We start from the raw sequence: 20,715 nt of genomic DNA on the forward strand, positions 1-20,715 counted from the left end.
AAATGGCAGACACCAGTTACATGTTTTTGTTAAATTGAATTTAAAGTTGAGGAGTATATACATGAAAAATAGTTTAGTAGCAATTTCAATTTTTAGTTTGGCCGTTTCGTTTGTAATTGGTAGTTGGTTAATATCTAATGGGTTAAATGCCAATATAGACAACCAATCAAACCTAACAGTGGAAGAAAAGACTGTTGAGAAAGAGGTAAAGAAGCTATTTACACAAGAGGAACTAGCTTCGTATTTAGGGTTAAGTATTGAGGAGAGTATTAGGTTAGGTCCTATTCCTGTAGGAGAAAATACAGAATCTAGTGTACTTCCTTTTATAGAAATTGGTGATACAGTTTATTATTCAAAAGAAGCGATTGATTAGTGGCTAATAGAAGATGCCACAGTATCTGTACAATTAAACTAAAAAGCGTTAGTTCAACAATGGTACTTTTTTGAAATCTCATTTGTAAGCTGTTAATTGGTATGTAGGCAAAAGAGCCCAAGCTGTATTTGGGCTCTTTTGATTTTGGAATAAAATTATTAATGGACCTCGATTTTTTTCATATTACCACGTGGCTGAAGTATACTATCGGTGTTATCTAATGTAACCCCCGTTTTCCATGATGATATGACGAAAATTGAAGTAACAATCATTATTCCACTGAGTAAGATAAAGCAGGTAATGATTAGACCTGATGATACCATTTCAGTAAAGATGGCGAGTAGAACTATTCTAAATAGAAGTCCGATTGAGCGAAATAAACTATCAACTCTTCCTATTAGATGATTTGGAATTTCGTCCATTAAAAAGGAATTCCGAGCGACTCTTGTTCCACTATTTCCAAGTGCGATAAAGAACATTAGTGATAGGAAGATGGGAATACTAGTGAAAATAATTAATGAAATGGCAAGTGTATAAGTAATTACTCCTAAAACGATTGTCTTTTCATCCCCAATTTTGCGAGCAATTATAGGAACTAAAATACCTGCAGCTACTGCTCCGAAGCCGTAAATCATTCCATGAATACCATAGATACTCCCCGGAGTCTTTAAAACATCCGATAAATAGACAGGGAATAAATAATTCGTAATCATAACGCCTATAAAAGGCATAATAGAAAAAAGTAGAAAAAAGAACATAGCCGGTCGTTTTATCATATAAGTTAATCCATCAGTCACTTTTTCTTTCTTACTAGACTTAGTTGTAGACATTTGATTTCGCACATATGGAATTCTAATAAAAAAGTAGATGGCTGCTGCATAAGTAAATACATCAAGTAACAAAATATAGTGTAAATCCCATTTGGTTAACATGAAACTAGCTAATGCTCCAGCGATCACACTAGATAGTTGACCCTGGATTTCCATTGTTCCGTTTAGGGATTTATATTGGTCTTTGTTAAAGATTTCTTGATTTAAAGCAAATAACGTAGGATAAAAAATGGTGTAATATAAACTGCCAATCATGTAAATGATGATATAGTGCCACACCTCATAATCTAGACCAACAAATCCAATTAGAGAAAAGAGTAGCAACAATATAAGACTTATTATTTTACTAGTTAGAAGTAACCTTTTTCGAGACATTTTATCAATTAAAGTACCTACTAGCGGGGTAATTAAAAAGCTTATAATCGTCATGAATATCGTTACGTAACCAAACACTGTAGTTCCATCATTACTGGTTACTAGCATCCAAGGTATGGCAATCATAGTTATGCCTGATCCAATCGATGAGGCAATATTAGCAAAAATAATTAAACGGAAACGAGAGTCATTTAGTAAAGATTTCAATGTGGTGTGCTCCTTTTTGTTGGAGTCAACTCTCTAAACATATCGAGTTTTCCTCTTTACAATCCTTCTTAAAATCACTATAAATGAATAGCTTCTTTAGTAAATCATGCAAAAGGCTAGAGTTTATCTCATACAAACTACTGACAAAAAGAACAAAATTCCTACTGAGAAAGTTGTAGGTCGGTTAGTTCTTAACACATCGAATGAACAATAGGTAGAAAATTTGTGATTTTAAAGTAAGTAAACATAAAAAAGATTGAAGAAATTACAGGAGCAAAGGGAGCACCTGGTTTTCTTCAATCTTGGTTCTGACTTCAACTTCTTAACTGCATTCAAGCTCACTCTGCTTTTTCCACCCCTACATGATACAATTAAACGAATTGAAATGGAGGAAGTTACATGTCTTTACCCGTACAAAAAAATGATCGAATCACGGTTCACGTAGAAGATTTAACACATGATGGAGCAGGAGTTGCTAAAATAGACGGCTATCCGTTATTTATTGCAGGAGCACTGCCTGGTGAAACGGTAGAAGTCCATGTTATGAAAACATTGAAATCGTATGGCTTTGCAAAATTAATGGAAATCATAACACCATCCGAACACCGCGTAGCACCCCCATGTCATGTGTTTGATGAATGTGGTGGATGCCAAGTCCAACATTTATCATATGAAGGGCAACTGAAATGGAAACAACAAATGGTGAAGAATTCAATGGAGCGTATCGCGAAGTTACCACACGTACCTGTTCACCCCGTCAAAGGAATGGACAACCCATGGCGCTACCGCAATAAATCACAAATTCCATTCGGTTTACAAGATGGACGAGTAGTTGCAGGCTTTTATCAACCACGTTCGCATGAAATTGCAAATACTGATATTTGTATCATTCAAACCGAAGAAGCAGACCACATACTTCGTGATATGAAAATAGAATTAGGCCGACTTGGCATTACTCCATATAATGAAAAAACACACCAAGGCATGTTACGTCATGTCGTCATTCGTAAAGGGCGCGCAACAGGCGAAATCATGGTCGTGCTCATCACGAAGAAAAAGAAGTTCCCACAAAGGGACGAAACAATAGAAATCATTAAAAAAATTCTGCCAGAAGTCACATCCATTGTCCAAAACGTAAACACTGAAAAAACAAATGTCATTTTCGGTGAAGAAACCTTCACGCTTTATGGCAAAGATGTCATCGAAGATAGAATTGGCGATGTGCGATTTGAAATTTCAGCTCGTTCGTTCTACCAAGTCAATCCAGAACAAACAGAGGTGTTATACCAACAAGCTCTTGAATACGCACAATTAACAGGTACAGAAACAGTCATTGATGCCTACTGTGGAATTGGAAGCATCTCGTTGTTCTTAGCGAAACAAGCGAAGCAAGTTATGGGTGTAGAAATTGTGCCACAAGCCATTGAAGACGCAAAACGTAACGCGGAAATCAACGAAATTAAAAATACTTATTTCGAAGCGGGTGCTGCAGAAGTAGTCATCCCTAAATGGTACAAAGATGGCATTAAAGCCGACGTACTAGTAGTCGATCCTCCACGTAAAGGATGCGACGAAGCATTGCTTCAAACGATATTAAAACAAAAACCCAAACGCATTGTTTATGTATCATGTAACCCAGCAACACTTGCAAGGGACTTAATGATTTTAGAAGATGGCGGCTACGAGACAAAGGAAGTGCAACCGGTTGATATGTTCCCACAAACTACTCATGTTGAGTGTGTTGCTTGGTTGGAATTGAATAGTTAAATCGTAATTGGAAGTCCTGTGATTCAGGGCTTCTGTTGTATTCGAATTGAATGATCGTTATAAGGAAGTGGCAATTTTACTGTTAACTCAAATTCATTATAGCTTCTCGACAAAAAACTACATAAAGTTGTGAGTAATTGTGTTACTTTACAAGTAAGTAAACTGATGAATTATTACTTGAAAAATTATCGATACGCTAACTCTTGAACATAAAAGGAGTAAGATAGATAATATTATAAATGAAATGTCAAAAAAAGATAAAACTATAAGAAATACGGGTTCATCTAAAAAATCAAGTTGGCTTTTGGTTTCTAACTTGAATACCTTGAATTTAACTTTGCCTTAAGTTAGAAATTGGTCGGAAATTAGTTAGAAATTCAATGGAAGGTTAGTTGAAACTTCATATGGGATGCTTATGAAGCATTGAATCAGCCATTCTAACTATTTTTCTAACTAAGGCTGAAATAATAAAAATCTTTAAGTTAGAAATAAGTAGAAAGTATCGATAATATTAATACATTGTTAAAGCCTTTTCTGTGTTTGTTCCAATTATGAGATTACCTTTTTTATATTCAAATGTAGCAATTGGAATTTTACATAACTGTGTGGAAACAACAAATAGTTAAGAACGCAATGGAGCGTATCGCGAAGATACCACACGTACCTGTTCATCCTGTCAAAGGAATGGACAACCCATGGCGCTACCGCAATAAATCACAAATTCCATTCGCTTTACAAGATGGACGAGTAGTTGCAGGCTTTTATCAAACGCGTTCGCATGAAATTGCAAATACTGATATTTGTATCATTCAAACAGAAGAAGCAGATCACATACTTCGTGATAAGGCCGACTTGGCATTACTCCATATAATGAAAAAACACACCAAGGCATGTTACGCCATGTCGTCAATCGTAAAGGACGCGCAACAGGCGAAATCATGGTCGTCCCCATTACGAAGAAAAAGAAGTTCCCACAAAGGGACAAAACAATAGAAAAATTTCGAAGCGGATGCTGCAGAAGTGGTCATCCCTAAATGGTACAAAGATGGCATCAAAGCCGACGTACTAGTAGTCGATCCTCCACGCAAAGGATGCGACGAAGCATTGCTTCAAACGATATTGAAACAAAAACCCAAACGCGTTGTTTATGTATCATGTAACCCAGTAACGCTTGCAAGGGACTTAATGATTTTAGAAGATGGTGGATACGCTACACAAGAATTACAGCCAGTTGATATGTTCCCACAAACTACTCATGTTGAGTGTGTTGCTTGGTTGAAATTAACTTGAAACAAAATTCGAAATTGAAAAGAGAATGCAAAATGGATTTATTAGAAAAATATAAAGAATACAGAAAACTACAAGTTGATTTAAATTCGAATATTTTGGAAAAGTGCGTTGATAAAGTGAAATTTAATAAGGCAATAGAAATTATGGGAATTGCCAAAAATAATGAAATTGTTATTGAATCTAACTATGAGAAGGAAGTAATTCTAGACTTCAATATTTAAGGAAATATAAGAAATGGTGGGAACTCTGTATCTGAATATATAGAGCAAGCGAAAGATATTAGTGAACAGGAAGTCGAATTATTAGCTGCAATGGAAAAAACAGATAATTTACTATATGAAATTACGAAGATTGATAAAGAAAATGGAGTTCTTTTCCTAAAAGAAGTATTAAGTAATAATGATGCTGTCCAAGTAGTAGATGTAGGATTGAGTTCAGGTTTAAATGAAAATATGCTTGTGTTTACGAGGTTAATTCATCTCGGTGAATTTAGCATGACATCAGGTTTAGTCTATTATTTTTTGGCGGACCATAAACAGTACCTGATTAAACGAAGTGCAAAATTTATGAAGAAAGTTAACAGTGGGGATCCATCAGTTGATCGATTTATTGCATTTTTTAAACTCAATAGATTAGATGGGGTTGCAACCTTGAATTAAAAGCATAGCTTTTTACATGATCTGAACGTCAAGTATTTCGCAGATTTGCATGGATACATTTCAAGTAGATACATCATGAACTTTATAATGAAAGGGGAGATGTACTGATGAAAAGTAAGTCACTAACAGTACCAAAAGAGATGCAGGATAAATACAATGAAATCACAGAAATTATAAGAGGATTTTGCAAAGAAAATTTGAACGAAGAGTATCAGCTATTAGGCTTCCAGTTGTGCGCCGCATTATGCAGAAAACGACCTTCCCCCATTGTAAAAGGAAAAGCTAACGTATGGGCATGTGGCATCGTACATGCAATAGGAACGGTTAATTTTCTTTTTGATCCTGCTCAAAGTCCTACTATGAAAGTGAACGAGTTATATTCAAAATTTGGGGTAAGTGGAAGTACAGGAAGTGCAAAGTCAAAACTAATAAGAGATATGATGAAAATAGGCATTTTTGATCCAACTTGGACACTCCTAAGTAAAATGGAGAATAATGAAATGGTTTGGATGATAACAGTGAATGGATTTATTATAGACGCCCGAAATGCACCTAGAGAAATACAAGAAGAAGCATATCGAAAAGGTTTGATTCCATACATATCATGAAAATAGGTTAGAAACAGAGTAGTACCAAAAATAGAAGAACAGTTTCTCAAGGAACCACTAGATTACGATTATTTATTCGAAAACAGCCCCAAGAGCAGAATTGCTATTGGGGCTGTTTTCATTTTTTTTTGCATCTACTGTATTCAAGAAATTATTTGTTGTATCCACAACATATGCCACTTTGTGTCAATTCTGTTATTTAACCATAAAAAAACCCATCCTTGAGTTAGAGCTCAGATGGGTTAATCCTATTTCAGCCAATCCCTCTTGAAGGGAACCTACTATTACTTGGACCGTTTGGTGTAACAGCACTAAATGGTCTTTTTTCTTGTACTCAATATCTGATTTCATTATTACAAAGAATTTATGTGTATCAACCTAGAGGTAGTAGTGAACAGTGTCAAAGTGATAGATACCTGTGTGAAAAACAACTCTGATTATACACTACAATTATATGAAGAATTTCATGGACACTAGTAAAGTTGTTCTCTTGTTCAAATTGGAGTTAAGAATCAGGTATAATGTGGTGTATGATTAATCCGAAACAGGAACGGATATTAATTAACCTGTAACGAGTAAACAAAAGTGGAGGAATATAAATTGGCTAAATTAGGGACGAAAAATAAACCAGTTATAGTACGTGTAGCTACCGAAGAAAGAGCAAGTGAAATATATGACTTATGTGAAAGAAATGGATGGAAGGTTGTTATTGGAATTGAACCTGACAAACCAGAAGATCTTTCTGATATACAAAGATTGTCAGGTGTGCAAGTTGAAAATACAAAAACGATTGTAAACGATGTAGAAATTGGCAGAAATGATCCTTGTATTTGCGGCAGTGGTAAGAAGTATAAAAAGTGTTGTGGCTAATAATCGTTTTACTTCCTTAAGTGGTATAGAGACGGATACCATCGTTGCTTCCTGGGCAACGTCTGAATGAACCCATCTCGTGTGGACCCGTGGCGACTTTGTCAAAAACAAAGATGAATATTTCAACTTACATGATTGTTAGTAACACAGAGATACCTAATCGATAATTGGGAGTCGAATAGTATTGTTAAGGGTGGCGCCACTTAAATTATGATTACTTACGAGATTGATAATTCATGCAGATTGTAGCTACGCGAAACCAATTAACTAACCTTTTAAGAAATTTAAACATGCAATAGTAGTGTATAATTTGAATAGTTTATCGCACAGGTACCTGACACCAATTCAAATATAGTTGTTAGACCTCAGTTATATCCCTAATAATTTCACTCCATACGAAAATTAAAAATAGATGAGCTCTCCATCTTTAGGAATAGTCACTGAATCTAACACGTTATGTGCCACTAGATACTGAAATAAATCCTTTCTTGTTAACGTGCAGTGGCTTATTGCATCCATATGCACAGCTACAATTTTGGATGAGGGTGATACGTGTAAGACTTTAATGATATCTTTTGGGGTCATCGTGATAATCGAACCGAGCAGTAATTGTGCTCTTGGTGTATTTACTATACATACTTGCGGTTGGTATTGCTTAAAAACTTCGTTGAGTTGGTCTGTGAAAATGCAATCCCCTACTATATAAAGGGATTCTACGTCTGAAGTGCTCAGAATAAATCCGGATACTGGTCCTAGCAGTCGACCTACTATTCCCTTCGCATGCTGGCCACTAATCCTTTTAAAATTAATTCCATACCATTGACTGGTATCGTCTATTGGATAGACGTTGTTGAAACCACAGGATTTAATATATTTTTGATCAGCTGGTTGGCAAAAGACTGGGACATGTTTGTTTAGAACTTTCTTTGCCATTTTATCAAAGTGATCAAAGTGAAGATGAGTTAGTAAAATTGCATCAATATTTTCAAAAATACCTAACTCTACAGGCAGAGGCACAATTGGATTTCTCTTTAAAGACCTTGTAAAAGGTACAGGGGGCAGTTCCCCTACGTCACTTAGCATCGGATCGACGAGAATCTTTTTACCATTTATTAGAATAAGCGACGTTGCATTACGTATATGTTGAATGGACAAAGTCATGGTCAACCATCTCCTAATTACTTTTTGTGGAAAAGGGTGAAGAAGAAAATCGTTCACCACCCTCAAAAACCTTATATTTGATTAAAATGTTGTGTAAGTAGAGAACCATATTCTTTTGGTGCTTCCAAGGGCGTAAAATGACCTACTTCTGGAATGATGTGAAAGGAAGCATGCGGCAACTCTTCGTTTTTTAACTTAAGTCCAAATTCTGGGTAAATGTAGGTATCATTCTCTCCAAAAATGATGGTTATAGGAATAGACAGAGATTCCGCCAAGTTTCCACGGTACATTTCGAGTTTCTGCATATCTCCAGAGCGGTATAAATCTAACGTAACTTTTTCATTGAGTGGACCAGAAAACAGTTCATAAAAATCCCCAACAATTGCTTGTGATACATTTGGTACTGATTTTTTCATAAAACCATCAAATACAGTTTTGTTTTGCAGAAATGCAACCCATTGCTCTCCGCCGCCATTCGAACGTATTATCTGAGCATCTTTATGCCAAACATAATCAGGACTAAAAGTACCATCTGAAATAACCAAACTTCGCACACGCCCAGGATGGGTACAAGCCCACCTGGTTCCTATCAGAACCCCCCAGTCATGAGTGACCAGATGAAATTGCTCAATAGAAAGTTCAGCAACAAAATCGCTTATAAATTCCATATATCGCTCCCATGTAGACGGTTCATCGAAGGCTACACTTTGTCCGAAACCTGGAAGATCTGGAGCAATAGCTCTGTACCCAGCCTTCTGAACGACCAAGGCTGCTTCACTCCATAACAAGGAGGATTCAGGAAATCCATGTAAAAACAGTACCGCTGGTGCATTAGAACTGCCGTAATCCAAATAGTAAGTTTCTTTCCCACGAACTGTCATAAGTTTCTTCACCAATAAATCCTCCTTTATTTTTAAAACCGACCGGTCTCTTTTTAATATAGCATAGCGTTTTTTTTCTGCAAGGGTTTTATTGCTTAAAAGCTCTCTTCTTGTATATTCATTTAAAAGAAGTATAATAATTTAAGACCATTCGGTACTTTTTAAGGAGGGGTTTTAATGCGTAAAGGACAAATAACCAAAGAACATATAATCCGCGAATCTGCTGGTTTATTTAATACCAAAGGATATACAGGCGCATCTCTATCTGAAATTATTGATCGTAGCGGTGTTCACAAAGGGGGCATTTACAATCATTTTGAAAATAAAGATGAAATTGCACTTGCCGCTTTTGACTATTCTGTTTCAAAAATTCTGGATTTCCTCTCAAAAGCACTTGAGAACACAACCACCTCAAAAGAAAGATTATTGGCAATCTGTGATGTTTATATAGATATCATTGAAAGCAATACTATAGAAGGTGGATGTCCAATATTAAATACAGCTATTGAAAGCGACGATGGACACCCCTTTCTTAAAGAACGAGCTCAACAGGCGATGAAAGTTTTCATTGGAAAATTAAAAGTAATCGTAGACAGTGGAATTGATAATAAAGAATTTAGAAGTAATATAAATTCTGAGGAGATATGTACCTATATTATTGCGGTGATAGAAGGTGGCGTTATGCTCAGTAAATTATTTGATGATAGCATTTACATTCGACATTGCGTGAGTAATGTACAGCAGTATATCGATGGTCAAATGTTGAACGTGGAATTTATGTCGTCACAGCAATTAAAAGAGGACATTAAGTAATAGGTACCTGTTACTCGAGTGGACATTTAATCAAATCGGTCGCTTGGTTGGAGTTGGTATAATAGAAAAGCAGATGATATAGAAAATATCTATATCATCTGCTTTTCTGTTTATAAAAATACCATTTAGGACAGATTTTAGTTAAAATAAACACTAACCGATTTTTAAAATAGGTTTTCACAAAATATAAAATGTCCAAATGTACTTGTGTTTGATAATAAGTTATTGAGCATGATATAAGTGTAAAAGAAGTGGAACATTAGACATTGTATTTTTTGACCGAGGGTTTGAAGTTGTATTCATTATGAGAGGATTTTGATTTAATATGATAGATAATTTTTGGCGTGATTTACCACGACCATTTTTTGTACTTGCACCAATGGAAGATGTGACAGATGTTGTTTTTCGTCAGGTAGTAAGTAAGGCTGGTCGACCGGATGTATTTTTCACAGAGTTTACAAATTCGGATAGCTATTGTCATCCAGAGGGCATTAAAAGTGTGCGTGGCCGTTTAATTTTTACAGAAGATGAACAGCCAATGGTGGCACATATTTGGGGGGATAATCCCGAATATTTCCGTCAAATGAGTATTGGCATGGCAGAGCTTGGATTTAAAGGCATTGATATTAATATGGGCTGCCCTGTACCGAATGTGGCAACGAGAGGGAAAGGTAGTGGCCTTATTCTGCATCCAGACGTCGCGGCAGAACTTATTCAAGCTGCAAAAGCGGGCGGACTGCCTATCAGCGTGAAAACACGACTTGGCTATAACGATGTAAATGAGTGGGAGGAGTGGCTAACGCATATTTTAAAACAGGATATTGCTAACCTTTCTATTCATTTACGTACAAGAAAGGAAATGAGCAAAGTAGATGCGCATTGGGAGCTAATTCCGGAAATTAAAAAATTACGTGACCGTATCGCACCAAATACGCTACTAACAATCAATGGAGACATTCCTGACCGTCAAACTGGACTGCAACTTGCTGAACAATATGGTATTGACGGCGTGATGATCGGGCGAGGTATTTTTACAAATCCTTTTGCTTTTGAAAAAGAGCCAAAAGAGCATAGCAGAAAAGAATACCTCGATCTATTAAGATTGCAGCTTGATCTTCAAGATCAATATGCGGAAGCACTGCCACGTTCAATCACGGGGCTTCATCGTTTTTTCAAAATTTATGTCAAAGGATTCAGTGGAGCTGCTGAATTAAGAAATCAATTGATGAATACGAAATCAACAGATGAAGTGCGTGCATTGCTTGATAACTTTGAAAAAGAATGTTGATGGGACGGGGACAGTGAAGTGATGTAACTCTCAAAAAGTTAGAGAAAAATGAATCACATCAACCCATGTGTACTTACTTTATTCAGTTTCAAGTTCTTTGTAGCTGGCAACTTTTGTTTTGAACAATTCTGTTTTCTAAAAGAAAAATATTTTAAGGATGTAATAAACCCACCAGCACCCTTGTGTTGCCACATACACTCTGCACATTTTAAGTGTGTGGCTTGGTTGGAATTAAAGAGTTAAATCGTAAATTGAAGTCCTGGAGTCAGCTTTAGATTCTAGGTCTTTTTTTATTGGGAAATCCCTTTTTGGGGGAAGAGATCATCGAAAAATTCTACCGTTATAGTCACTGGACTAAGTATAAGTATTCCCTTTAATAAACGCTTCGGAGCTTTGTGGTGGATGCCTCCCGCGAGAAGCCAGACACCCAAAGGAAAGAACGTAAATTATCATGCTTAGTTGGGATCTTTTAATTAGTGTTAATCCAAATGCTCTTTAGGTTTTTCTTTATGCTTTCTATCTTTAACCTCAGTAAATATGTTATCTGACACACTTGTTTTAGTTTTTAATGTTTCATTTGGAGGAGTAGATTGATTCGATTCAATCAGCGCTTTTAGCATCTGGATGTCCGCTTTTGTAGCGTATTGTTTATCAGACTTTAACATATATCCTAACTGACCGTTCGATTCTATAGTAGCCCATTGTAAATCAGTAAAATGCTGAATGTTTTGTTGTCTCATTCGTACTTCAAGCATATCAACCGTTAACCGCAGCTTCTTTAAATTGGTTTCATTTATTTGACCATTTTCAACTACTACAAGGCCTTTCCCATAAATTAGAGTTTCAAGAGCATTTGATTTCAAAACGATATATTCAATAACAATAAGTGTAGCTACCATTAAAAATGTAATCACCATTGTAATCCAAATGTTCCTATCGCCGACAGGTTGAATAATTAATGACCCAACAGCTATCATCATGACAGTCTGAGCAACAGTAAGCTGTGAGATTGATTTTCTTCCAGCTAATCGTAAAATCAGGATTCCGCCTATCACGACGACAATAGCTTTCCATATGAAATGTAAATCCAAAAACATCGCCTCTTTTCAAATGTTTCTAAAGATTCTTCTTTATTTCAACGTTTTTAATTGTTTCCCCGCGAAGAGTATTATATAACCTGCTCTTAGGCTCATATATTTTTTGAGAAGGCCATAGTCCATGATGTCCTGAGAATAGATAGCTGACTAAACAAGCAACAAAAAAGTACTCTAACCCTTTTCCATCAAACATCTCCATTGCCAGCAGGAAAGCTGTTATAGGGGTATTAGCTCCTCCAGCAAAAACAGCGATTAATCCTAATGCAGCGAGAAATGACATAGGTAAATCGATGAATGTGTGTAGGGTATTGCCTAATGTTGATCCAATGAAAAATAAAGGTATGGCTTCTCCGCCAACAAAGCCCGTACCAAGAGTTACTGCTGTAAAAAGTAGCTTGGCCAGGAAAGCAAAGGGTGGAACGTCTTCTGTAAAAGATTGTTCTAACATCTGTATTCCTCGGCCATTATAATCTTGTGTACCAACGATTAAAGTTAATACCACAATGACAATACCTCCAAAAAAGGCTCTTTTCATATGGTTTTTTTTGAAAAGTTTCTCAGAGAATTTTTCTATCCCATGCCTCAACTGACAGTATAAAACGCTTACTAGGCTAAATAGGACTGATAGAAGAATAACTAGTATAAATGTAATAATAGTTATTTCCGGTACGGTTTGTATTATAAATTCTTCGTGTTTATGTCCCCAAGCTGCTGTAGTTACATAGTGACCAACAAAGCTTGCCGTAAGACAAGGAACAAGTGCTTCAAATTTCAGCCTCCCTAAAGCAGCCATCTCCATCCCAAATACAGCGCCTGTTATAGGTGCTCCAAAGGCAGCCCCAAAACCAGCACTTATACCGCTCATTATTAAAATTTTCTTATCAAATATGTTTATCTTAAATAGTTTGTTGATCGTTGCAGCTACACTTGCTCCCATTTGGACAGCTGCACCTTCTCTTCCGGTTGAACCTCCAAAAAGGACTGTTATAAAAGTCCCGAAATAGATGATAGGTCCCATTCTCCGCGGTACCTCTTTTTTTCCATGAACTGAGTCTATTACCAGATTATTGAGTTCAGCAGTGTCACTCAAAGTATTATTCAAAAATACCTTTCCGTATTTCATATATATGTATCCTATGATAATTCCGCCAAAGGGGAGAAAGAAGATAAGCCAATCCCTTTTTGATCGTATATCATCTCCTAGATAATCGTTAATCTCTAAAAGGAAAAAGGTTGTCGAGCCGACAACTATACCAATTATGCTGCCAAAGAAAATCCATAGAAACAGTACTGAAAAAAAGTTTTTATACTTTAACAGCATTCCCCAATTCGCCTCTTTTCTTTCTTTGAATTTTAATACTATTGTTGCCTATTGTATTAAAATTAATCTAAAAAATATTGAATAGCCGATTATGAAATAAGTAAAAAGAGATGAACCCATTAATTCATTTTAATAAAAGGTTTTTTACACACTAATCTGACAAATCTCATTTAATGTACAACGAAGAACCGTACCGTAAATAGTGGTATAAAGGGAGAATGGTTAGAGAGTTGAGTTTCTAAAATAGTAAGGGAACAAGTCAGTGGAAACTTGTTCCCTTTTAAGTTTCTATAAATTGACTTGCAAAATAGTCTATCTATTACTTTTCTCGAGTGTAATCTGCCATATTATTTTTTTAATAAGTATCCAGCATGGTTCTTTACTGAAGAATTTAAAACGACTTCACGATGTTCAATAGACGTTTTGAGTGTAGCGAAAAATAACAAATATCTAGTTGTAACAGATGTAGGAGATCCCGTACATGGGATTGAATGAAGGGAGAGTACTTCAATCAACACCATATGAAACAGGGAAAGTAAATCCATTTAACTTACTTGGTAGGTTAGTAACTACATTTTAAATAGTATGTAAAAGGGCCAAGTGGTCCTTTTTTATTTGTAAATTAGATCATAATTATTTATTGTTTGACTTAAATAGTAATTTTAATTACTATAAAAAGTAATTACTGAGGAAAATTTGAGGAGGTATTTCATGGATTACATCGTATTTAAAGGAAATTTTAATAACTTGCTTCATTCCTTCATATCTGCTGAAACTTTGGAAGAACAAAACAATTACTTTAAAGAGTTCAACAAACAACGTCTGTTATACGAGGGAACAAAAAATTTACTTAGGATTAACCATTTCAGTGATTTGAGTAATGTAAAAGCTCGAGAAGAGGATTCAAATATTCAGCATTCTGAACCTGGATACCTTTCATTAGTTAACGACTATTACGAAGCAATTTTATCGGCTGTTTTTAGAACTGAACTGGAGGGACTATGGGGAGTGCATCTTTTTAAATTAGCTGAAATAAAAATAAAAACCTTTAATAAGGGAATAGCAGAGGAGGTAGATAGAGAAAACAAGTTGGTTTCAGAGTATCAGCAAATATTTAGCAAAGCAGAGAGTATGTTCAGGGGGGAAGCATACCTCTTTCTTCACTAATACCGTATATTTTTTCGGCAAATCGAAGTACAAGGAAAGAAGCATTTGAATCGAAATATTTATTTTTTCAAAACAACCAAAAAGAGTTTGATCGAATATTAGACGAATTAGTTAAAGTTCGACATCAAATGGCTTTGAAATTAGGTTATCCATCGTATATTGAATTAGGTTATCATCGAATGCATCGTACAAATCTTACTCCAGCCGACTATAAAAAATATCGTATGCAAGTAAAAGAAGTAGGAGTTCCTTTGGTTAACAACCTTCGCCATAAACAACAAGAAAGATTAAAAGTTGAGAAATTAAAATACTATGATGAACATGTTTTCTTTCAAACACCTGCTCCTAAACCAAAGGGAGATTTTCAACAAATTTTAAAGAATTATCAAATTGTGTTTGCTGAACTTTCTCCTGAAACCTCGTCTTTTTATAATGAAATTATGAGTAAAGATAATATAGATGTACAAAGTAGACCTAACAAATTTGGTGGAGCATTTGCTACGTACATTGGTGAAGAGGTTGCACCATATATGTATTGTAACTTTAACGGAAGTTCGAATGATGTTCGAGTATTTGCTCATGAAGCTGGACATGCTTTTCAATTTTATATGACGCGGGATAAAAATATTCATGAATATATTATTCCATATGATTCTGCTGAATTGTTTTCATTTACCATGGAACGCTTAGTTTGGCCGTGGATGGAACTATTCTTTGGAAGTGAAGTGGAAAGATATAAATATGAACATTTAACCCAAGGTCTTATGTATATGCCAATAGCTTCTGTGGTAGATGAATTTGAACATTATCTATATGAATTTCCAAATGCAACAGCGCTACAAAGGAAACAACAGTGGCGAAAACTTGAATCTGAATACATGCCAGAAAAAGATTATGATCAAAATGAATTTTTGGAACAGGGAATGGGATTTTATGAATACTCACATATTTTCACGACGCCCTTTTACTTTATTGATTATGACCTGGCTCATTTTTGCTCGTTACAGATGTGGAAGAAGCAACAAATAGATGGAGTGCCACCTATAAATTCTTTTATAAGTATGTGTAAGAGTGGTGGAAGCTTATCGTTTCAAGACTTGCTAGTAAGTGCAAATCTAAACTCTCCTTTTGAAGAAGATAGTTTACCGACTATACTTGAGGAAGTACAAGCGTGGTTAAATAATATGGACCATCAAAAATTTTAGTATGAAATAGGAGTTGAGAGAATTTGAAAGAGATTCGATTGAATGCTGAATTATTACGAAGAAAAGTTCCGAACTTAACAGTTGCAGCAAAGTCAATTGGAATTCGTCCAGCTACTGTCTCCAATTTATGTACAGGAAAGATTGACCTTGGTAAAGCTGAAGTACGAACTCTCGTTGGATTAGCATCTTTAGCAAATTGTACAGTGGATGAACTGATCCTCAAAGAGGTGAAGGGAAATATGATACCGACACATATAAAAGTGTTAGACTTTTTTGCACCAGTGGTTGCAGGTGGAACGGTAGGAATCGTTGCACGACCAGGAATGGGACAATTAGTCATTCTAGCTGAACTATTACATCGTCTGAAAGAATCTACATATGAAACCATATTATTAATGCCAGAATCTACAACAGCTGATATGAAAGAGTTAGCAGACCTAGCCAATTACGTGGTCACTTCAATAGAGGAAGCATTTGATAAAATGACTAAACAAGATTCAGAGATTGTCTTTTTCACGGATCGAAGTTATATAATTTCAGGTGACTTGTTAGATTTGCAGGAACGTTTAGTAGGTCAAAAAACAAGAGAAATCACAACTATTTTAGTAGACATATCAGGAGATGTCGTGGATGAAGATATGCCTTATGGTCCTCTCGAAAGTCTTTGGCAATTAGATGCGGACCTAGCAGCGAGACAACTATTTCCTGCTATTCATCCATTACATTCAACATCATCTATTGTGGAGAGCATCGATTTAGACCAAAAACATTCTACTTTGAGACAAAGAGCGCAACAACTACTTCGACGTTATAAAGAATTACGTTCGTTTGTAAACCTTCATGGAAAAGAGCGACTTCAGGAAAAGGATATTGCAATTTTTAATCGTGGTGAGTTACTGGAATCCTATTTTACACAGCCACTTTTCGTTGCAGAAGCTTTTACAAAACAAACTGGATTAGAAGTGTCATTAACTGAAACCTTACGTGACGTTGAAATTATTCTAGATGGACGCGCAGACAGACTAACACCTGAACAATTACTATATATAGGTAGTATCAATACAAACAAATTGCAGTAGCTGACCACAAGTTTTCTCATTGAACTGGACGCACGGGGACGGTTCTCATGCTTCCTTTTTGGGGCGTAGAAGCGGCAGAACCGTCCCCATGCTTCCCTTAATAGAGTAGTTGGAATAAAGCATATTTGTGTGAATATAGTTCTATCTTTTCCGTTCTTGAGTACACTAAATGTAGGTAAGAGAGAGTGGAGGAGAAGTGGTTTTGGCGAAAAAATGGGCAATTATAGCCCTTTTCTTATTTGGGGTATATGCTCTCCTAATGTATATTTATATCTTCCAAAGTGGCAGTGGGGGTATACCAGCAACTTTGAAAGGAACTGTTGCAGATCCGAATGTTTTTATGTCGGAGCGAGAATTGTACCTTAGTGAGGAGTATTCAAGAATAAAAAATTTCCTCTTTTTTGTATCAATACCATTTGAATGGCTTGTCTATTTATTTATACTGATTACTGGTCTTTCTCTAGCGTTTGAAAGTTGGATTCCTTTGCAAAAAAAATGGGCGATTTTGCAAAATGCAGTATATGTATTTTTACTGTCTGTTCTTACGTTTATTGTTTTATTTCCTCTAGACTATTACAGATATTCCTTAAGTAAAAAATATGGCATTAGCACCCAGAATTTCAATTCGTGGATGAGTGACAATGTCATTGATTTTTGGGTTAACTTAGGAACGACTATAGTGATTGTAACGGTTCTTTATTGGCTGATAAATAAAAGCATAAAGAGATGGTGGTTAAATGCCTGGTTACTAATGATTCCTTTCTCCATTTTCCTCATGTTTATTCAACCAGTAATAATCGACCCCTTATATAATGATTTTTATCCGCTAACAAATAAAGAATTAGAGACGAAGATTCTCGCGTTGGCTGAGCAAGCAAAAATTCCATCAGAACATGTGTATGAAGTTAACATGGCGGAAAAGACAAATGCTCTAAATGCCTATGTTACGGGACTTGGGAGCAATTCAAGAATAGTATTATGGGATACGACTTTAAACCGCTTATCAGAAAATGAAATTCTCTTCATTATGGCTCATGAGATGGGGCATTATGTGGAGAAACATATATACTTCAAAATGGCAGGTTATATCCTAACGATGCTAGTCGGGCTCTGGTTAACGGCTAAAATTATGCCTTGGGTCATCCATCGCTTTGGACGTGTATTAAAAATTAAACGACTAAACGCTATTCATTCATTGCCATTGTTTTTACTTATTACATCCATTCTATTATTCGTTTCAAGTCCAATTTCAAATTATAGTTCTAGATATCAGGAAACAAGAGCTGATCAGTATGCAATAGACCTAATGAACGACCCGGAAGCAGCTATCAAAACTTTTCAAGAACTTACGAAATCAGGATTAAATGAAGTGAATCCTCCACTACTCGTAAAATGGTTCCGATATTCACATCCGACAATGCTAGAAAGAATAAATAAAGTTGCAAATGAAAATGAATCAAAAGAGTGAGGTTCAAAATAGTATTATTGTAAATTGAATCGACCTAACGGGGCCGTGAGTTAAAGAACAAGATTTTTAAATTGAGGAGATAACAAGGAGTACAGGTGATTTCCGTTTCGGGCGGACGCTTTAGCGGGCAATCGTCGAGCATCCTCAGGCCAACAACATCCTGTTGGCTTGAGGTGCGTTGCCACATGAAGTGGTGTTCTTTAGCCTTTGTTCTTGTGCGCATCTGCGGTTACTCGTTTGCCACGCTTTTCCCGCAGGAGCCGACTTCCAGTTCAATTACTTGTAAAGGGTAGGTCCTATATCTGTTCAAAATCTAGTAAATGTGCAGGCTCTTCAATCCAAACAAGCAATCCTTTCCTCAATTTGTCGAGGAAAAGATTGCTTGTTTTTGTTGTATAATAAGTGTACTAAAATCAGGTGTTGTCCCAATGATTTCCTTTTAAGAATCTTTAAACCTTAGCCCGTTTATGGCGATTTACGATATAGTTGTGTGAACTAATTTGTCTAATAGATTAGATAAACAGGAGTGTGATTACTTACTAAACAACTTCATTGTTGTTGTCAAAATGGCTTTTCTATTTTCAATTGGCCTGGAGTTCTTCACAAATAACCCAGAATAGATAAGAAAAATACCAATCATCGAGATAATTCCAATGTATACAGACATCATCGTTGGGATTAAGAATGCACCTAGTATGATGGTGGATCTCGCAATCAATTCGGCTCCAGAGAATGACAAATTAGAAAAAGCCGAGTAGGATCCTCTTTTATCTGCAGGCATCATATTCGCTTGTTCAGCATTTAGAGTTGGTGAATAAACTAGTTCACCTATCGTCGCGATGAAACCAAAAATGACAAGTAAATACCATGAATTTGCAGATGTAAGGGTTACATAACCGATTCCATAAATAATGAGTCCAATGAGTATGATTTTTTGTTTGCTAAATCGATCCGTAAATTTAGTAATAAAAAATGTTAAGAACACGACGAGTAACATATTTTCGATATTTAGAATACTTAACATACGTACTCCACCTATTTCAAACTCACCGATAGAGACAGACTTAAATGTTTCTGCAAGTCGAACGCCAATATAACTATTTAAAGTGAATTCCGCAGCAAGAATGAACATTGACCCTGCAACCAACTTGACGAATGGTCGATCTTGAAAAGCAACCTTATAACTTTGAATTAAGTCTATAAACACATTTTGGTGCTGCTTTTCTAGCCGATTAGTATGTTCATCGATCAGCCAGATGTGATAAGCGATCGGGAGAGTAGCAGATATAATTGTCAGTAGAATGAATAATTCAATTTGATGGTTTACGTATAATAAGCCACCTAATGCAGCACCAATTGCCATAGATAAATTCACCAACCAATAATCAATGGCATATACAGCCTTTCGGTTCTCAGGTGTGGTGGAGTCAATAATAATGGCATGCATTGCAGGACGTCCCAAACTATTTGTAATGACAAACGCTAGATAACCACTGGCAAACAGCCAAATCATATTATTTAAAGGAAGTAAGCTAATGGACATTATTAAAAATAACACTGCACTTAATGAAGAGGTTATTACTAACACACTTTTTCGTGGGAATCTATCGGATATATAGCCACCAATTAGTTTAATAAAAAAACTAATGATTACAGTAAATACTAAAAACAGGCCAGCCCAAACTTTACCCTTTTCTTGAGCAAAGAATAATGCCATAAATGGCATCACTGCTGAAGCTACTGCCTTGTTAAAAAAAGATGTAATTAAACGAACCTTAATATTTTGTGGATAGTTTTTCCATTTAATGTTGCATACCTCCCCTACGACAATGCGATAGCAGAAGCTACATTTAAAATTTTAAGGACAGAACACCTTTTCCTTTAATTTTAATTATTGTTTTTATCTTCCTTTATTAATAATATACCAATTTTTGATATTTACAATATTATTTTCTATTTATTAGGTGAAATTTGTATAACTATTTTATAAAGAGAATAAAATTTTAAATGAAAGAAGAGTTTGGTATGGCTACATTTTTTTCGTATTTTTCCACTAGTATTGCATGAATTTTGACGAAATATTAAAAAGACTCAAAATGTTCAATAATCTAAATTTGCGCAAAGAAAAAGTCCTTTATAATGGATTAAGTCAGGTGGTAACCCGTCCAAATCCAATAAAAAAGGACCTAAGCATGGACAAGATTACACGAAAAACGTCATTTGGACAATGGTTTTCACCAATAAATCTTCAACTTT

18 protein-coding genes and 1 pseudogene are annotated in these 20,715 nt (G+C 35.7%); 13 read left to right on the forward strand and 6 right to left on the reverse strand.

Translation table 11 applies throughout. The annotated features are described in order from the left end of the window. Positions 1 to 61 precede the first annotated feature (61 nt). Positions 62 to 373: a hypothetical protein gene (locus tag B371_RS21980; protein WP_019415362.1), complete on the forward strand. Its 312-nt coding sequence runs from the start codon at positions 62 to 64 to the stop codon at positions 371 to 373. 158 nt (positions 374 to 531) lie between these two features. Here B371_RS21980 and B371_RS0116225 read toward each other — a convergent pair whose 3' ends face one another. Next, complete coding sequence (locus tag B371_RS0116225; protein WP_019415363.1) at positions 532 to 1,785, reverse strand: MFS transporter; 1,254 nt, start codon at positions 1,783 to 1,785, stop codon at positions 532 to 534. Positions 1,786 to 2,184: 399 nt separating this feature from the next. Here B371_RS0116225 and rlmD point away from each other — a divergent pair, with 399 nt between their 5' ends. From rlmD to B371_RS21990, 6 genes and pseudogenes are all read left to right on the forward strand, one after another. Further along, on the forward strand, positions 2,185 to 3,552 hold the full coding sequence (rlmD, locus tag B371_RS0116230; protein WP_019415364.1) for a 23S rRNA (uracil(1939)-C(5))-methyltransferase RlmD: 1,368 nt from the start codon (positions 2,185 to 2,187) through the stop codon (positions 3,550 to 3,552). A 609-nt stretch (positions 3,553 to 4,161) separates the two neighbouring features. Then, positions 4,162 to 4,842 (forward strand): annotated as a pseudogene (locus B371_RS23050) (class I SAM-dependent RNA methyltransferase); the annotation flags it as partial. A 32-nt stretch (positions 4,843 to 4,874) separates the two neighbouring features. Next, positions 4,875 to 5,063: a hypothetical protein gene (locus tag B371_RS0116245; protein ID WP_019415366.1), complete on the forward strand. Its 189-nt coding sequence runs from the start codon at positions 4,875 to 4,877 to the stop codon at positions 5,061 to 5,063. Between the two features lie 90 nt (positions 5,064 to 5,153). Then, positions 5,154 to 5,501 (forward strand): hypothetical protein, encoded by a 348-nt coding sequence (locus B371_RS0116250; protein ID WP_019415367.1) that lies wholly within the window; start codon positions 5,154 to 5,156, stop codon positions 5,499 to 5,501. 107 nt (positions 5,502 to 5,608) lie between these two features. Further along, positions 5,609 to 6,109: a DUF6398 domain-containing protein gene (locus B371_RS0116255; protein WP_019415368.1), complete on the forward strand. Its 501-nt coding sequence runs from the start codon at positions 5,609 to 5,611 to the stop codon at positions 6,107 to 6,109. Between the two features lie 600 nt (positions 6,110 to 6,709). Beyond that, entirely contained in the window at positions 6,710 to 6,979 is a 270-nt protein-coding gene (locus B371_RS21990) for a PBPRA1643 family SWIM/SEC-C metal-binding motif protein (RefSeq protein WP_019415369.1), read from the forward strand. A 402-nt stretch (positions 6,980 to 7,381) separates the two neighbouring features. Here B371_RS21990 and B371_RS0116265 read toward each other — a convergent pair whose 3' ends face one another. Continuing rightward, positions 7,382 to 8,140, reverse strand: coding sequence for an MBL fold metallo-hydrolase (locus tag B371_RS0116265; RefSeq protein ID WP_019415370.1), 759 nt, complete (start codon positions 8,138 to 8,140; stop codon positions 7,382 to 7,384). A gap of 71 nt (positions 8,141 to 8,211) precedes the next feature. Further along, complete coding sequence (locus tag B371_RS0116270) at positions 8,212 to 9,033, reverse strand: alpha/beta fold hydrolase (RefSeq protein ID WP_019415371.1); 822 nt, start codon at positions 9,031 to 9,033, stop codon at positions 8,212 to 8,214. Positions 9,034 to 9,198: 165 nt separating this feature from the next. On the opposite strand from B371_RS0116270, the gene B371_RS0116275 reads away from it, so the two are divergent. Together B371_RS0116275 and B371_RS0116280 are read left to right on the forward strand one after the other, a co-directional pair. Continuing rightward, positions 9,199 to 9,834, forward strand: coding sequence for a TetR/AcrR family transcriptional regulator (locus B371_RS0116275; protein WP_019415372.1), 636 nt, complete (start codon positions 9,199 to 9,201; stop codon positions 9,832 to 9,834). A gap of 325 nt (positions 9,835 to 10,159) precedes the next feature. Further along, positions 10,160 to 11,122 carry a tRNA-dihydrouridine synthase gene (locus B371_RS0116280; RefSeq protein WP_019415373.1) on the forward strand — a complete coding sequence of 321 codons (963 nt, stop codon included), beginning with the start codon at positions 10,160 to 10,162 and terminating at the stop codon, positions 11,120 to 11,122. Positions 11,123 to 11,601: 479 nt separating this feature from the next. On the opposite strand, the gene B371_RS0116285 is transcribed toward B371_RS0116280, so the two are convergent. Beyond that, a complete protein-coding gene (locus tag B371_RS0116285; RefSeq protein WP_019415374.1) occupies positions 11,602 to 12,213 on the reverse strand; it encodes a DUF421 domain-containing protein in 612 nt (203 codons plus the stop codon). Positions 12,214 to 12,238: 25 nt separating this feature from the next. Beyond that, positions 12,239 to 13,540, reverse strand: a complete 1,302-nt coding sequence (locus tag B371_RS0116290; RefSeq protein WP_019415375.1) for a chloride channel protein — start codon at positions 13,538 to 13,540, stop codon at positions 12,239 to 12,241. 711 nt (positions 13,541 to 14,251) lie between these two features. On the opposite strand from B371_RS0116290, the gene B371_RS22535 reads away from it, so the two are divergent. The 4 genes from B371_RS22535 to B371_RS0116310 all read left to right on the forward strand — a co-directional run bounded on the left by B371_RS22535 (position 14,252) and on the right by B371_RS0116310 (position 18,459). Beyond that, positions 14,252 to 14,707, forward strand: a complete 456-nt coding sequence (locus B371_RS22535; RefSeq protein ID WP_019415377.1) for a hypothetical protein — start codon at positions 14,252 to 14,254, stop codon at positions 14,705 to 14,707. A gap of 8 nt (positions 14,708 to 14,715) precedes the next feature. Next, positions 14,716 to 15,912, forward strand: a complete 1,197-nt coding sequence (locus B371_RS22540; RefSeq protein WP_237721551.1) for a M3 family metallopeptidase — start codon at positions 14,716 to 14,718, stop codon at positions 15,910 to 15,912. 23 nt (positions 15,913 to 15,935) lie between these two features. After that, positions 15,936 to 16,991, forward strand: a complete 1,056-nt coding sequence (locus B371_RS0116305) for a hypothetical protein (RefSeq protein WP_019415379.1) — start codon at positions 15,936 to 15,938, stop codon at positions 16,989 to 16,991. Between the two features lie 202 nt (positions 16,992 to 17,193). Then, positions 17,194 to 18,459 carry a M48 family metallopeptidase gene (locus B371_RS0116310; protein WP_019415380.1) on the forward strand — a complete coding sequence of 422 codons (1,266 nt, stop codon included), beginning with the start codon at positions 17,194 to 17,196 and terminating at the stop codon, positions 18,457 to 18,459. Positions 18,460 to 18,991: 532 nt separating this feature from the next. On the opposite strand, the gene B371_RS0116315 is transcribed toward B371_RS0116310, so the two are convergent. Next, positions 18,992 to 20,266 carry an MFS transporter gene (locus tag B371_RS0116315; RefSeq protein WP_026023102.1) on the reverse strand — a complete coding sequence of 425 codons (1,275 nt, stop codon included), beginning with the start codon at positions 20,264 to 20,266 and terminating at the stop codon, positions 18,992 to 18,994. Positions 20,267 to 20,715 lie beyond the last annotated feature (449 nt).

This window comes from Paenisporosarcina sp. TG20, from assembly GCF_000286315.1.
GTDB lineage: Bacteria > Bacillota > Bacilli > Bacillales_A > Planococcaceae > Paenisporosarcina.